Source organism: Bradyrhizobium sp. PSBB068, assembly GCA_016839165.1.
Lineage (GTDB): Bacteria > Pseudomonadota > Alphaproteobacteria > Rhizobiales > Xanthobacteraceae > Bradyrhizobium.
The window spans coordinates 1,540,025-1,553,588 of sequence record CP069300.1 but is presented as its reverse complement, the minus strand read 5'-3'; the positions used below and the strand labels follow the sequence as shown (position 1 = coordinate 1,553,588).

Here is a 13,564-nt window from a genome sequence, read left to right as displayed (position 1 = left end):
GCACCGATGCTAACTCGCAGCGGCGACCGGCGCCTCGTCGAACAGGCCATAGACCCGTTCCGCCTTCGAGAACCCCGCGATCGGAAACTCGCCGAGGTCGCTCCAGCCGCCGTCATGGATGCCGGCGAAGCGCTCGGAGGCCACGACGGTGCGGCCGAGACGGCCGGCGATCTTCTCCAGCCGCGCCGCGAGGTTGACCGCCGGACCGATGCAGGTGAAGTCGAGCCGGTTGCCGCCGCCGATATTGCCGTACAGCACGCGCCCGAGATGCAGCGCGACGCCGAAGCGGAAGCGCTCGACCGCGTCGCCGTTGGGAAATTGCAGCGCCTCGACCCCGGCGCGGGACGCCCGCGCGGCATCCAACACCCGCGAGCAGACCTGCGCCTCGTCGCCGAGATATTCGTCGACCGGAAACACCGCGAGCAAGCCGTCGCCCATGAATTTGAGCACCTCGCCGCCATGGTCGCGGATCGCGGTGACCTGGCAATCGAAGTAGAGGTTGAGAATTTCCACGACGGTCTCGGCCGGCAAGCGGTCCGACAGCGCGGTGAAGCCGCGCAGGTCGGACAGCCAGATCGCCGCATCCATCGTATCGGCATGGCCGCGTCGGATCTGGCCGCCCATGATGCGCTCGCCGGCACGGTTGCCGACATAGGTGTCGAGCAGCAGCGAGGCGGTGCGGCGCAGCGTCACGATTTCGATGTAACGCGCCAGCGGAATGGCGATCGATCGGATCGCGTCGAGTTGTTCCTCGGTGAAGCCGCCCGGCTGCCTGGTGGTCCAGCTCGATGCGTTGGGGCGGCCGTCGGTGTTGATCAGCGGCACCGCAATGTAGTCGGTGACGCCCTCGGCCTGCAGGTCCACGACGATCGGAAAGCGCTTGCTCGAGGGATCATCGAGCCGCGCGCGCACCTCAATTCCCTGCTTAAAAACGATCGACAGCGGGCTAACGGCGAATTCCGGGGACTCCTCGATGTTGTGATCGACGGTCCCGGTCTCGACCTCAGCACCCGGCCTCCAAAAGAAATGCCGGCCATAGATCTCCGGATGCAGCGTGCGCACGAACACGCCGATGCGCCATAGCGGCAGCCCGGCCCGCACCAGCCGTTCGCAGCACTCCGCCATCATCTGCGGCGGGGTCGGCGCCGATCGCGCGCCGCCGATCATCCACGCGATGACATCCCGAAGCTCCGACGCGTTCATGGCAGTCCCCAAGGCGGTCTGGTACCGCCCACTATATAGGGGATCAGCGCCCGGTCTGCCCGCGGTCGCGCAGAAAATGATCCGCCAGCACGCAGGCCATCATGGCCTCGCCCACCGGCACGGCGCGGATGCCGACGCAGGGGTCGTGGCGGCCCTTGGTCAGGATGTCGGTATCGGCGCCCTTGCGGTCGACGGTGCGGCGCGTGGTCAGGATCGAGGACGTCGGCTTGACCGCAAAGCGCACCACCACCGGCTGGCCGGTCGAGATGCCGCCCAGCACGCCGCCGGCATGGTTGGACAGGAAACGCGTGCCGTTGTTGCCGGTCCGCATCTCGTCGGCGTTCTCCTCGCCGGTCAGCTCGGCGGCGCCGAAGCCGGCACCGATCTCGACGCCCTTCACCGCGTTGATGCTCATCATCGCCGATGCCAGATCGCTGTCGAGCTTGGCATAGATCGGCGCGCCGAGACCGGCCGGCACGCCCTCTGCGACCACCTCGATGACGGCGCCGATCGAGGAGCCGCTCTTCCGGATGCCGTCGAGATAGCTTTCGAAGAACGCTGCCTTGTCCTTGTCGGGACAGAAGAACGGATTCCTTGCGATCTCGTCCCAGTCCCACTTCGCGCGATCAATCTTGTGCGGACCCATCTGCACCAGCGCGCCGCGCACTTTCACCTCGGGCAGCACCTTGCGCGCGATCGCACCGGCCGCGACACGGGTCGCGGTCTCGCGCGCCGACGATCGGCCGCCGCCGCGATAATCACGCAGGCCGTATTTCGCCTCATAGGTGAAGTCGGCATGGCCGGGGCGGAACTTGTCCTTGATCTCGGAATAGTCCTTCGAGCGCTGGTCGGTGTTCTCGATCAGCAGCGCGATCGGCGTGCCGGTCGTCACCTGAACGCCGCTTTCCGGATGCGCCATCACACCGGACAGGATCTTCACCGCATCCGGCTCCTGGCGCTGGGTGGTGAAGCGCGACTGGCCGGGGCGGCGGCGGTCGAGATCGTGCTGGATCTCCTCCACCGTCAGAGGGATCATCGGCGGGCAGCCATCCACCACGCAGCCGATCGCGACCCCATGGCTCTCGCCGAAGGTCGTGACGCGGAACATATGGCCGAAAGTATTGAAGGACATGGCGTGTCGTAACGCGCGGGGTCGGCAGCGTCAAACGGGTTTCATGGCCCTGAAGACGTGGCTGACCGGGCGCGTTTAACTATGTTTCTGCAGCCCCGCGGGGCCGAACACGTAGACCGCGCCCTGCTCGATCGTGAGGTCGGCGGCCGAGGCCGCCGTCTCGAAGCCGAGCGCGACCATCAGCGCCCGCGCCGTGCCGCCATGGGCGACGGCGACCGTGTCCGACGTCACCGAACCGTACCAGTCGGTCATCCGTGCCTGCACGTCGACATAGCTCTCGCCGCCCTCCGGCGCGACCTGCCACTTCTCGGTCAGGCGGCGCGCATAGACCACGGGGTCGGCGGCCTGCGCCTGCGCCAGCGTCGAGCCCTCCCAGCTCCCGTAGGCGATCTCGCGCAGCCGCGCGTCGAGGGCGTAATCGCCCGGCGGCAGGCCAAGCTCGGTGCGCACCAGCTCCATGGTCGCGCGCGCCCGGATCAGCGGGCTTGCGACGAACGGCAGCGTCGTCTTGTCACGGCCGTCGCGCGCCAATAAGTCGGCAAGGATGCGGCCGGCATGCGCCGCCTGGGCACGGCCGCGATCGTTGAGGGCGATGTCCTGCACGCCCTGAAGCCGGCCCTCGGCGTTCCACGACGTCTCGCCGTGGCGGATATAGTAGATCGTTGGCACCGGCATTCCCGTGACGGCTGGTCCTTGCTGAGCGAGCTGTCGGGCGCCCGGCTTCCACGCTTCGAATTTTCGGCTCGGAGGTACACCAGCACTTTGGCTGGCGACAAGCCCAAATCGGCCGCAGCTGAGGCGCACTACGCGCAGGTTGGCGCAACCGGAATAGGCACGCCGCAAGGGTGTTATGTTTGACACGGCGGCCGTCGCCGCGACCATCGAAGACTGGATGCATGACCGCGTTTCGTCAAAGTGTCGAAGCCATGATTCCAGCGCTCCGCCGCTATGCGCGGGCGCTGACGCGTGACACGGATATCGCCGATGACCTGGTGCAGGACACGCTGGTCCGCGCGCTGCGCTCGGAGCGGCTGTTTCTCGGCGGCGACGTCAGGAGCTGGCTCTACACGATCCTGACCAACCTGAACAAGAACCGCAGGCGCTCGCTGGCGCGGCGACCGCCCCTGATGCCGCTGCTCGACAACAATGCCGACGCCAGCGGCACCGAGGCGGAGGGACGCGACATCGAGCGCGCACTGTCGACGCTGGTCGAGGAGCAACGCTCGGTGCTGCTGCTCGTGATGCTGGAGGGCATGAGCTACCGCGAGGTCGCCGATATCCAGGGCGTTCCGATCGGCACCGTGATGTCCCGCCTCGCCCGCGCGCGCGCCCATGTGCGGGCCTCGATCGAGGGCCAGCGCCCGGCGCTCCGGCGGGTGAAATGATAATGTGCGCAATGGCAGGTGTTCGCTTGAACGATTTTCGAACAAGATTTGGCAGAGACGACTGATATGACCGATCCGAACATCCCCGTCACCGAAGACGAGCTGCACGCTTACGTCGACAACGAGCTGCCGGCCGAGCGCCGCGGCGATGTCGAGGCGTGGCTCGCTACCCATCCCGACGACGCGGCACGGGTGCAGTCATGGCGCGCGATGGCCGAGACGCTGCATGCGCGCTACGATCGCGTGCTGGACGAGGCGGTGCCGAAGCGGCTCGAGCTCGAACGGCTGGTGCGCCAGCCGCGCCGCTGGGTCTATGGCGCGGTGGCGGCAACGCTTGCCGCCTTCATCGCCGGCGGCGGCGTCGGCTGGGTCGCGCGCGGCGCCTCCGCGACACCGTCGACCTTCCAGAGCTTCACCCTCGATGCGCTCGATGCGCACCGCCTCTACGTGGTCGAGGTCCGCCATCCGGTCGAGGTGCCCGGCAGCGAGCGCGACCATCTGCAGCAATGGCTGACCAAGCGCTGCGGCTGGGACGTCCGCGCGCCGGAGCTGACCGGGCTGAAGTTGGTCGGCGGCCGGCTGCTGCCGGGGCCTAGCGGACCGGCGTCGTTCCTGATGTATGAGAGCACGTCCGGCGAGCGCTTCACGGTCTACACCGCCAAGGTGAAGACCGAGGCGACCCAGATGCGCTATGCGGTGCACGGCAGCGACGGCGCATTGTTCTGGGCCGATCGCGGCGTCGCCTATGTCGTCAGCGGCGGCACGGATCGGACGCGCCTGACCCAGGTCGCGCGGGCGGTCTACGATCAGATGGAAAAGAGCGGCGGCTGATCTCCCGTAATTTTACGGGAGATCGTGTCGCAAGAGTTGTGCCGTTTCGAGCAAGTGAATCCAGCCTCACTCGGCGTCCCAATTCCGACATTGAAAACTTCGATTCGCGTCATCGACGCGTCTCATTATCGCACCGGATGCTCACGCGAAGATGATCTGCGCCCGATCCGCCGATCGGCGCACGCGGCCTCGATTGGGGTTTTGTGTACCGCGCTGGTCCCCCTCTCGAGGCCGCACTCGTTTTCCGCCATCCGGTCTGCACGCCGCAGCCCAGGTATTCGGACGGCCGGTCATCCTTTGACGCGCTCACGGGCCGGCGTCTACCCCGATAGAGTCCGGGGTAGATGCAGTTTCGCGTCTTCGCGTCTCTGGGGCGCGCTCCCGGCAGTCAGCCGAGATCGCTGCGCGGATTATAGGGGTTATGCTCCCGCCACGTCTGCATCAATGCCTCAAGCTCGGCATCGTTCCCGTCGGGAAGGATGATGCGGGTCGTGACGTAGAGGTCGCCGACAGCCCCCGCCTTCGGCAGCCCCTTGCCCTTGAGGCGGAAGGTGCGGCCGCTGGAGGTGTTCTTCGGGATCGACAGCTCGACCGCGCTGCCGAGCGTCGGCACGCGGACCTTGCCGCCCAGCACCGCCTCGTAGAGGGTCACCGGCAGATCGATCCGCAGATCGTTGCCGTCGACCTTGAAGAACGGATGCGGTGCGATCGAGATCGTGATCAGCAGATCGCCGGGCGGGTGGCCTTGCGCGGTGTCGCCCTGCCCCTTCAGCCGGATCTGCTGGCCGGCGGTGACGCCGGGCGGAATCTTGACGTTGAGCTCGCGGCCGGTCGGCAGGCGGACGCGCTTGTCGCCGCCCCTGACCGATTCCTCCAGCGACACCGTCATGGCGACGGACAGATCGAGGTCGACGCCGACCCCGCCGCCGTCGAATTCAAACGGGCTGGCTCGCCCGGCGCGGCCGCCAGCGCCGCCAGCGCCGCCACGCGCGGCGTTGCCGAACATGCTGTTGAGGATGTCCTCGAAGCTGCCGCCGCCCATGCCGCCGCCGGGGCCACCACGAAAACTGTACTCGAAGCCGCCGCCCGGACCGGCACGGCCGCCGGCGCCACCGCCAGGGAACCCCTGGAAGCGAGGCTTGCCCTCGGCATCGATCTCGCCGCGGTCGAACTGCTTGCGCTTGTCCTCGTCGCCGACGATCTCGTTGGCCGTGTTGATCTCCGCAAAGCGGGCCGCGGCCTTCGGGTCGTTCTTGTTGTTATCCGGGTGATGTTTCTTGGCGAGCTTGCGATAGGCGCTCTTGATCGTCGCAGCGCTGGCGCTCCGCTGCACCCCCAAGACCTCATAGGGGTCGCGCATCCGTCACGTCTCCTTCACGGGAAAAGTCCGTCCTGACCGGGAACCCATCGGGGCCCACTTTGCCTCTATCTGGGGGCTCAGTGGCATTTTTGCAACTAGGGAGGTGCCGGCTTCTGCCGGAACTCTCAGGACTTTCTCCAAGGCTTCAAACTATGGATTTCCCACCGTCCCTGTCCCGCCTTGCAGGCGGCCCCCTGCAGCCAGCTCTCGGTGGCTCCATTGACATAGCTGGCGAGGAAATCCCGGCACGTCTTGCCGTCCTCGCCGGAATAGGCCTGGGCCAGCGGCGTCACCGAGCCGCGCGCACCGGTTTCGGGATTTTCCCAGGGCTGGCTGGAATCCTTGTCGCCCTTGGTCAGCACGTCGGAGGCCGCGTTGCGGGCGAAGGCGAGATCGCTGTCGGTCGGCATGACAGCACTCACCGGCGTCGGGCTGATCGAGCCCGTCACGTCCTTGTCGTCGATCTTGGCGAAGGCATCGCTGCGCGACAGGCTACAGCCGCCGGCGCCGACGCCGATCAGGATCAATGTCACCACCGCGCCCGCGGGGTGGATCGCCGATAGGCCAACGCGCTCCCATGCCCTATATAGGGCCAGCAGCGCGTTCTCGGACGCGGGCGGATGCAAATCGGGACTCCTGACATGACCGACACGACCTCCATCAAACACCCGACACCGTTAACATCGGGTGATTTCACCGCGGCGGAGGAGCCGTTCGCCCTGTTCGCAGAATGGTTTGCGGAAGCGGTCAAGTCCGAGCCCAACGATCCGAACGCGATGGCGCTCGCAACGGTCGATGCCGATGGCTTGCCCGACGTGCGCATGGTGCTGATGAAGGGCTTCGATGCCGACGGCTTCGTGTTCTACAGCCACATTGCGAGCGCCAAGGGCCGCGAATTGGCCGCAAATCCTAAGGCCGCTTTACTGTTTCACTGGAAATCGCTGCGCCGCCAGGTGCGGATCCGCGGGCCGGTGACGCCTGTGACCGACGCCGAGGCCGACGCCTATTTCGCCACGCGGCCGAAGCAGGCGCAGATCGGCGCCTGGGCCAGCAAGCAGTCGCAGCCGCTGGAGAGCCGCTTCGCCTTCGAGCAGGCGATCGCCAAGACCGGCGCGAAATACGTCATCGGCGAGGTGCCGCGGCCGCCTGGCTGGAGCGGCTGGCGGATCACGCCGCAGCGCTTCGAGTTCTGGCACGACCGGCCGTTCCGCCTGCACGACCGCATCGAATTCCGTCGCGATGGCGCGGGTCACGCGTGGTCGAAGGTCCGGCTCTATCCCTGAAACACTGCGACTGTCATGGAAGGGCGAAAGCGCGAAGCACGTCTTCGTGTAAGATGCGCCCTGCCATCGACGTCCTGATCTCTTACCGTTCGAAGACGTCGATGCCCGGCACGGCGCCGCGCATGGCGAAAACGAAAGAAACCGTCGATGACCCGCCCATCCAATGCACCGCGGCGCACGCTGCTCCTGACCGGCGCGAGCCGCGGCATCGGCCATGCCACCGCGATCCGGTTTTCATCCGCCGGCTGGCGCGTCATCACCCTCTCGCGGCATGCGTTTCCGGAGGTTTGCCCGTGGGGCGCCGGGCCGGAAGATCACATCGAGGTCGATCTCGGCAGCCATGACGACACCGTGCGCGCGATCTCGGAGATCCGGCAGCGGCTGGACAATGACGAGCTGCATGCGCTGGTCAACAACGCCGCGATCTCGCCGAAGGCGGTGGGCGGCGGCCGGCTCGGCACCATGGACACCGACATCGAGACCTGGACCCACGTTTTCCACGTCAACTTCTTCGCGCCGGTCATGATCGCGCGCGGGCTGATCGAGGAATTGAAGCACGCCAGGGGCGCGGTGGTGAACGTCACCTCGATCGCCGGCTCGCGCGTGCATCCGTTTGCCGGCGCGGCCTACGCAACGTCGAAGGCGGCGCTTGCGGCACTGACGCGCGAGATGGCATCGGACTTCGGCCGCGTCGGCGTTCGTGTCAACGCGATCGCCCCCGGTGAGATCGACACTTCGATCCTGTCGCCGGGCACCGAGAAGATCGTCGACCAGCAAATCCCGATGCATCGCCTCGGCACCCCCGACGAGGTCGCCAAGATCATCTACGTGCTGTGCACGGAAACGAGCTCCTACGTGAACGGCGCCGAGATCCACATCAATGGTGGCCAGCACGTCTGAGCTTCGGCTTGGATGTGATTTCGGGGGAGAGAGGTTCGAGGCGATCCCGGCCGCCGCCGCGGCCGTAGTTTGAGGGATTGCTTCGATGGCAGGCGTAACGACGCAGACGAGGCTTCTGCCTCCAGAAGGCCTCAGCCTCTAGTCCGCATAGAACCGACGCGACTTCTTCTCAGTCCGCTGCAGCGCGACGTCATTCAGCGCGCTGGAGCAGTCGTCTTCGTCCTCGCCATCAAGCAGCGCAGCGTCACAGTAACGGCAAAGTCTCGGCGAGATCGCCTGCACCCTGCCTGCGGCGCGGTCCTGTTGATAGCGCGCAAAGTCGATGACGTTACGCCGTGGCGTTATGATCTTCTCAACCATTGCTGTCCTCCGGCTTCGAGGCGGGCGTTATCGCAGACAAAATTCGCCCAAACGTTCAGCGCAACGCTCAAATTTTAGGAGAGGAAATAAGGCAGAAAACGCGTCCCAAAACGCGACGTATGGAACTGTGTTTACAGCCACTTCTTCCACTTGAAGATCCAGTACGGCACAACGGCTGCGATCAGCATCATCACCAGCGCCAGCGGATAGCCGTTCACCCATTCGAGTTCCGGCATCACCTTGAAATTCATGCCGTAGATCGATGCAATCAGCGTCGGCGGCATCAAGACTACCGCCATCACCGAGAACAGCTTGATGATGTTGTTCTGTTCCAGATTGACCACGCCGAGCATGGCGTCGAGCACGAAGGTGATCTTGTTGGAGAGATAGGAGGCGTGGTCGGTCAGTGAGGCCACGTCACGCTGCATGGTCTTGAGCTGCTCGCGCATGTCCTTGGACCACTTCACCCCTTCCACGACCGCCGAGAGGAAGGTGACGAGGCGGCCGATCGAGACCAGGCTTTCGCGGATCTTCGAGGTCAGGTCGCCTTTGCGGCCGATCGCGATCAGGATCTGCGAATATTGCTTGGCGTGGCCGTGGCGCGCGCTCTCGGGCTCGAAGATGTCGTGCGAAACCTGGTCGATGTCGGCCCCGCAGCGCTCCAGGAGATCGGCGCAACGGTCGATCACCGCATCCAGCAGTTCCATCAGCACCTGCTCGCCGGTGATGCCGGGGGCGCAGGCGCGAGCCAGCTTGTTCTCGACCAGCGCGAACGGCTTCGGCAGATCGTAGCGCACCGTGACCAGCCGGTGGCTGGTCAGGATGAAGGTGACCGCGGTGGTGCGCGGCATGTCGGTGTCAGACTGGCACATCAGCGTCGCGGTCATGTAGCGGGCGCTGTTCTCGATATAGAGCCGGCTGGAGATCTCGATCTCCTGCATGTCTTCCCGGGTCGGAACCGCGATCCCCGCCAGCCTCTCGACGGCCCGGTCCTCCTCGACGGTCGGGTTCACCAGATCGATCCACACCGCGCCCTCCGGCAGCGCGCCGAGGTCGGTGGCGGCGGCCTTCTTGAGGGAAAGGTCGGAGGGAACGAACACCGACAGCATCACGAACTCCGAGATAAAGGGCTGGAAACAGGAGGCAGGGCCCGCCGGCTTAGCGCGATTCTGGCTGGCGCTTCATGACCGGGGCATTAACCGGGCGTCCATATTTGGGGCAGCCGGTTGGGAATACGTTAGCCTCCCCTCGACGACCGTTGCCTGTTTGCACAAAAAACCAACCCGCGCCAGAACAGTTGCGGCAAAAAAGCCACAGATCACGTCCCGCGATGCAGGAAAGCCATCTAAAGTCTGGGAAGAATGGCGGGTTTCAGGCAATAATGCCGCTCATGGAATCGTGGCGTTTGGGGCGTATTTTTGGCGCTTTCGGGCGCGGGTTTTCGATTGGAATGTAATCATGTCGTCGTTCAAAATTACCCTCGGAATCCTGGCCGCGGGCCTGATGTTGTCGGGCTGCATGCAGGCCACGACCTATGAGGCAACCAATACTGCAGCCTTCAAGCCGCGTGACAAGGAACTGCTGGCCAAGACCACCTACGTCAAGACGCCGGTGGCCGAACCGTTCCGCCGCGCCATCGTCGAATATCACCGCAAGGAAGCCGCCGGCTCGATCGTGGTCGATTCCGACAATCATTACCTCTACTACGTGCTGAACGACGGCAAGGCGATCCGCTACGGTATCACCGTCGGCGAAGAAGCCATGGCCTGGTCCGGCATTGCCAAGGTCGGCAGCATGACCGAATGGCCGGCTTGGCACCCCACCCCCGGCGAAATCTCGCGCCTCGGCGTTCCGACTTTCGTGGCACCGGGCCCGGACAATCCGATGGGCTCGCGCGCGATGTACCTCTACTCGGGCGGCAAGGACACGCTGTTCCGCATCCACGGCACCAACCAGCCGGAATATATCGGATCGTCGATTTCCTCGGGCTGCATCCGCATGACCAACGAGGACGTCATCGACCTCTACAACCGCGTCAAGCTCGGCACCATCGTCGTGGTGCTGGAGCCCAAGCACGGCGACTCGCCCTACAAGCCGCAGATGGCGCTGCAGGGCGGCGGCAACGTCCCCTACTGACGCCGATCACGTCGCAACCGCGATCAAAAGCGCCGGCTTTGCCGGCGCTTTTTTGTTGGCTGCGGCTTGGTCTCCGCCGCACTCTCGGGCGCGGCTGCATCATCTGATTTCGCGGCGTCCGGCTCATCGGCCTTGCCGTGATCCGCCTTGGGAGCGTCCGGCCTGGATGCATCCGATTTCTGGGCGACCTCGCGCGGCGGCGCCTCTTCCGGTCGCTCGGCCGGCAACAGCGGCGCGACCTGCGGCAGCGGGTCGTACACGTTCCATTGGCAGATCCGGTAATTGCTGCGGCGCTCCGCGAGGTCGAGATGGATGTGGTCCTCATGGTACCAGTCCGAGCCCGGACCGAGCACGGTGGAGAAGCGAGCGCACACCGAATGCAGCACGGTCTCGCGCAGATCACGCGGCACGCTGCGGTCGGTCAGCGAGATCGATTTGCCGTTGGCAAGACCGAACGCGCGCACGTCGAGCGCATTGGCGCGGCCATGCTCGGAGAGCTGCGCGCCGACGATGCGGTTGCGGCCGCGGCATTCGAACGAGTCGAAATTGTCGAGATTGCTGATCCCGCCCCCGAGGCGCTGCGCCAGCGGCGCGATATCGGTGCGGACCCAGTCGGCGACCGCAGCTGCCATCTTGCAGCGGAGGATCGCCGCGGGCTTGACCGCGACCTTGCGCTTGTCCGGCAGCACGATGGCCTCGAGCCGCACCAGATCCTCGCCGCCGCAGCCGCCGGCGCCGTGGATATCGGGAATGCTCGGCGCGAGCGCGACGTCCTCCGAGAGCGCCTGCCGGCAGGCCGAAAGCTGTGGCCTGGGCGGCTCGGTCGATTTTGTCACTTCAGCCGGCTTGGCGGTCTCGGCGGGCGCGCCAGGTCGTTGCGTCTCGGCTGCGGGCGGCTCAGGCGCTGCGGCCGGCGGCACTTCCGATGCCGCCGGCGTCTCGTTTGCCGCCGGTGCCTCGGCAGGCCTGGGCTTCGGCAGCGGCACCGCTGAACGGCGCACCGCCTTGTGTGACCGCTGCGGCCGGGTGCCGAACAAATCGTCCCACGGAAGGCTCGGCCCACCGCGGGCGGCTGCTGCGGGGCCTGCCTGCATGCCAAGGCAAAGCAGCCCGGCGGCGGTAACCATTGCCGCACCCCCGCGACGAAACGCGCCAACAGGCCATTTTCGGCTTGCTTTCTCCGCGCTACAGTTCATGTCAATTCCATGATTTTACTGCCGGCCGTCCAAGATGCCGGCAGATCATGCGTGAGGATCGAGGAGGGATTTGCGTATGCTTGGTTTGATGCAAGATTGGCCCTTGCTGTGCCACAAGATTATCGAGCACGCCGCGAAATATCACGGCACGCAGGAAGTCGTGACCCGGTCGGTCGAAGGCCCCATTCATCGCACCAACTACGCCCAGATCCATGCTCGCGCACTGAAGGTTTCGCAGAGCCTCGAACGCGACGGCATCAAGCTCGGCGACCGCGCCGCCACCATCGCCTGGAACACCTGGCGCCACCTCGAGGTCTGGTACGGCATCATGGGGATCGGCGCGATCTGCCATACCGTCAATCCACGGCTGTTTCCGGAGCAGATCGCCTGGATCGTGAACCACGCCCAGGACCGCATCGTCATCACCGACCTCACCTTCGTTCCGGTGCTGGAGAAGATCGCGAGCCAGCTGCCGAGCGTCGAGCGCTACGTGGTGCTGACCGACAAGGCGCACATGCCGCAGACCACGCTGAAGAACGCGGTCGCCTATGAGGACTGGATCGCGGCGTCCGACGGCAAGTTCGAGTGGAAGACCTTCGACGAGAACACCGCCGCGGCGATGTGCTACACCTCCGGCACGACGGGCGATCCCAAGGGTGTACTTTATTCGCACCGGTCCAACGTGTTGCACGCGCTGATGGCCAACTCGAAGGACGCGCTCGGCACCTCCGCCTCGGACACAATGCTTCCGGTGGTGCCCTTGTTCCATGCCAACAGCTGGGGCATCGCGTTTTCCGCCCCGTCGATGGGCACCAAGCTGGTGATGCCGGGCCCGAAGCTCGATGGCGCCTCGGTGTACGAGCTGCTGTCGACCGAGAAGGTCACCCATACCGCGGGCGTCCCGACGGTGTGGCTGATGCTGCTGCAATACATGGCCGCCAACAATGTCAAGCTGCCGGATCTGCAGATGGTGATCTGCGGCGGCTCGGCGATGCCGCGCTCGATGATCAAGGCGTTCCTCGACATGGGCAGCCAGGTGCGCCACGCCTGGGGCATGACCGAGATGAGCCCGCTCGGCACGCTGGCGACACTGAAGCCGCCATTCACCGAACGCACCGGCGAGGAGCGGCTCGACATCCTGCAGACCCAGGGCTATCCGCCGTTCGGCGTCGAGATGAAGATTACCGACGATGCCGGCAAGGAGCTGCCGTGGGACGGCAAGACCTTCGGCCGCCTCAAGGTCTCGGGTCCGGCGATCGCGAAGGCCTATTTCCGGGTCGATGCCAACATCCTCGACGATGCCGGCTTCTTCGACACCGGCGACGTCTCGACGATGGACGAGCACGGCTACATGCGGATCACCGACCGCTCCAAGGACGTGATCAAGTCCGGCGGCGAGTGGATCTCCTCGATCGATCTGGAGAATCTCGCGGTCGGTCACCCCGCGGTCGCGGAAGCCGCCGTGATCGGCGTCCATCATCCCAAGTGGGACGAACGGCCGCTGCTGATCGTGCAGCTCAAACAGGGCGAGAGCGCGACGCGCGAGGACATCCTGAAGTTCATGGACGGCAAGATCGCCAAATGGTGGATGCCCGATGACGTCGCCTTCGTCGACGGCATTCCGCACACCGCGACCGGCAAGATCCTGAAGACGGCGCTGCGCGACCAGTTCAAGGACTACACCTTCCCGACCGCCGCGGCGTAGGCGGATTCTCCCTCTCCACCCTTCTCCCCTTGTACAAGGGGAGAAGGGAAGAAGGCACCCAAATCCCTTGAAT

Annotated in this window: 14 protein-coding genes; 6 read left to right on the top strand and 8 right to left on the bottom strand. The window is 65.5% G+C overall.

Features of this window, described 5'->3' with window-relative positions; genetic code table 11:
• Positions 1 to 9: 9 nt before the first annotated feature.
• The 3 genes from JQ507_07400 to JQ507_07390 form a co-directional block, all read right to left on the bottom strand.
• Positions 10 to 1,203 (bottom strand): adenylate/guanylate cyclase domain-containing protein, encoded by a 1,194-nt coding sequence (locus tag JQ507_07400; GenBank protein ID QRI71304.1) that lies wholly within the window; start codon positions 1,201 to 1,203, stop codon positions 10 to 12.
• A 43-nt stretch (positions 1,204 to 1,246) separates the two neighbouring features.
• Positions 1,247 to 2,335 (bottom strand): chorismate synthase, encoded by a 1,089-nt coding sequence (aroC, locus tag JQ507_07395; GenBank protein ID QRI71303.1) that lies wholly within the window; start codon positions 2,333 to 2,335, stop codon positions 1,247 to 1,249.
• Positions 2,336 to 2,410: 75 nt separating this feature from the next.
• Positions 2,411 to 3,010 carry a histidine phosphatase family protein gene (locus JQ507_07390; GenBank protein QRI71302.1) on the bottom strand — a complete coding sequence of 200 codons (600 nt, stop codon included), beginning with the start codon at positions 3,008 to 3,010 and terminating at the stop codon, positions 2,411 to 2,413.
• Between the two features lie 221 nt (positions 3,011 to 3,231).
• Here JQ507_07390 and JQ507_07385 point away from each other — a divergent pair, with 221 nt between their 5' ends.
• Entirely contained in the window at positions 3,232 to 3,720 is a 489-nt protein-coding gene (locus JQ507_07385; GenBank protein ID QRI71301.1) for a sigma-70 family RNA polymerase sigma factor, read from the top strand.
• A 66-nt stretch (positions 3,721 to 3,786) separates the two neighbouring features.
• Positions 3,787 to 4,551, top strand: coding sequence for an anti-sigma factor (locus tag JQ507_07380; protein ID QRI71300.1), 765 nt, complete (start codon positions 3,787 to 3,789; stop codon positions 4,549 to 4,551).
• A gap of 388 nt (positions 4,552 to 4,939) precedes the next feature.
• Here JQ507_07380 and JQ507_07375 read toward each other — a convergent pair whose 3' ends face one another.
• Together JQ507_07375 and JQ507_07370 are read right to left on the bottom strand one after the other, a co-directional pair.
• Positions 4,940 to 5,911: a J domain-containing protein gene (locus JQ507_07375; GenBank protein QRI71299.1), complete on the bottom strand. Its 972-nt coding sequence runs from the start codon at positions 5,909 to 5,911 to the stop codon at positions 4,940 to 4,942.
• A gap of 125 nt (positions 5,912 to 6,036) precedes the next feature.
• On the bottom strand, positions 6,037 to 6,444 hold the full coding sequence (locus JQ507_07370) for a hypothetical protein (protein ID QRI73237.1): 408 nt from the start codon (positions 6,442 to 6,444) through the stop codon (positions 6,037 to 6,039).
• Between the two features lie 108 nt (positions 6,445 to 6,552).
• On the opposite strand from JQ507_07370, the gene pdxH reads away from it, so the two are divergent.
• Together pdxH and JQ507_07360 are read left to right on the top strand one after the other, a co-directional pair.
• Complete coding sequence (pdxH, locus tag JQ507_07365) at positions 6,553 to 7,194, top strand: pyridoxamine 5'-phosphate oxidase (GenBank protein ID QRI71298.1); 642 nt, start codon at positions 6,553 to 6,555, stop codon at positions 7,192 to 7,194.
• 147 nt (positions 7,195 to 7,341) lie between these two features.
• Positions 7,342 to 8,094 (top strand): SDR family oxidoreductase, encoded by a 753-nt coding sequence (locus tag JQ507_07360; protein ID QRI71297.1) that lies wholly within the window; start codon positions 7,342 to 7,344, stop codon positions 8,092 to 8,094.
• A 138-nt stretch (positions 8,095 to 8,232) separates the two neighbouring features.
• Here JQ507_07360 and JQ507_07355 read toward each other — a convergent pair whose 3' ends face one another.
• Both JQ507_07355 and JQ507_07350 read right to left on the bottom strand, forming a co-directional pair.
• Entirely contained in the window at positions 8,233 to 8,454 is a 222-nt protein-coding gene (locus tag JQ507_07355; GenBank protein QRI71296.1) for a hypothetical protein, read from the bottom strand.
• A gap of 131 nt (positions 8,455 to 8,585) precedes the next feature.
• A complete protein-coding gene (locus tag JQ507_07350; GenBank protein ID QRI71295.1) occupies positions 8,586 to 9,563 on the bottom strand; it encodes a magnesium transporter CorA family protein in 978 nt (325 codons plus the stop codon).
• Between the two features lie 349 nt (positions 9,564 to 9,912).
• On the opposite strand from JQ507_07350, the gene JQ507_07345 reads away from it, so the two are divergent.
• Positions 9,913 to 10,590 (top strand): L,D-transpeptidase, encoded by a 678-nt coding sequence (locus tag JQ507_07345; protein ID QRI71294.1) that lies wholly within the window; start codon positions 9,913 to 9,915, stop codon positions 10,588 to 10,590.
• Positions 10,591 to 10,613: 23 nt separating this feature from the next.
• Here the strand turns inward: JQ507_07345 and JQ507_07340 are convergent, their stop codons facing one another.
• Positions 10,614 to 11,684, bottom strand: a complete 1,071-nt coding sequence (locus JQ507_07340) for an extensin family protein (GenBank protein QRI73236.1) — start codon at positions 11,682 to 11,684, stop codon at positions 10,614 to 10,616.
• Between the two features lie 178 nt (positions 11,685 to 11,862).
• Between JQ507_07340 and JQ507_07335 the strand changes: the two genes are divergently transcribed.
• On the top strand, positions 11,863 to 13,491 hold the full coding sequence (locus JQ507_07335; GenBank protein ID QRI71293.1) for a fatty-acid--CoA ligase: 1,629 nt from the start codon (positions 11,863 to 11,865) through the stop codon (positions 13,489 to 13,491).
• Positions 13,492 to 13,564: the final 73 nt, after the last annotated feature.

Coding starts and splice junctions, on each gene's coding strand:
- JQ507_07400 (QRI71304.1), bottom strand. CDS start 1,203: ATGAACGCGTCGGAGCTTCGGGATGTCATCGCGTGGATGATCGGCGGC.
- aroC (QRI71303.1), bottom strand. CDS start 2,335: ATGTCCTTCAATACTTTCGGCCATATGTTCCGCGTCACGACCTTCGGC.
- JQ507_07390 (QRI71302.1), bottom strand. CDS start 3,010: ATGCCGGTGCCAACGATCTACTATATCCGCCACGGCGAGACGTCGTGG.
- JQ507_07385 (QRI71301.1), top strand. CDS start 3,232: ATGACCGCGTTTCGTCAAAGTGTCGAAGCCATGATTCCAGCGCTCCGC.
- JQ507_07380 (QRI71300.1), top strand. CDS start 3,787: ATGACCGATCCGAACATCCCCGTCACCGAAGACGAGCTGCACGCTTAC.
- JQ507_07375 (QRI71299.1), bottom strand. CDS start 5,911: ATGCGCGACCCCTATGAGGTCTTGGGGGTGCAGCGGAGCGCCAGCGCT.
- pdxH (QRI71298.1), top strand. CDS start 6,553: ATGACCGACACGACCTCCATCAAACACCCGACACCGTTAACATCGGGT.
- JQ507_07360 (QRI71297.1), top strand. CDS start 7,342: ATGACCCGCCCATCCAATGCACCGCGGCGCACGCTGCTCCTGACCGGC.
- JQ507_07355 (QRI71296.1), bottom strand. CDS start 8,454: ATGGTTGAGAAGATCATAACGCCACGGCGTAACGTCATCGACTTTGCG.
- JQ507_07350 (QRI71295.1), bottom strand. CDS start 9,563: ATGCTGTCGGTGTTCGTTCCCTCCGACCTTTCCCTCAAGAAGGCCGCC.
- JQ507_07345 (QRI71294.1), top strand. CDS start 9,913: ATGTCGTCGTTCAAAATTACCCTCGGAATCCTGGCCGCGGGCCTGATG.
- JQ507_07340 (QRI73236.1), bottom strand. CDS start 11,684: ATGCAGGCAGGCCCCGCAGCAGCCGCCCGCGGTGGGCCGAGCCTTCCG.
- JQ507_07335 (QRI71293.1), top strand. CDS start 11,863: ATGCTTGGTTTGATGCAAGATTGGCCCTTGCTGTGCCACAAGATTATC.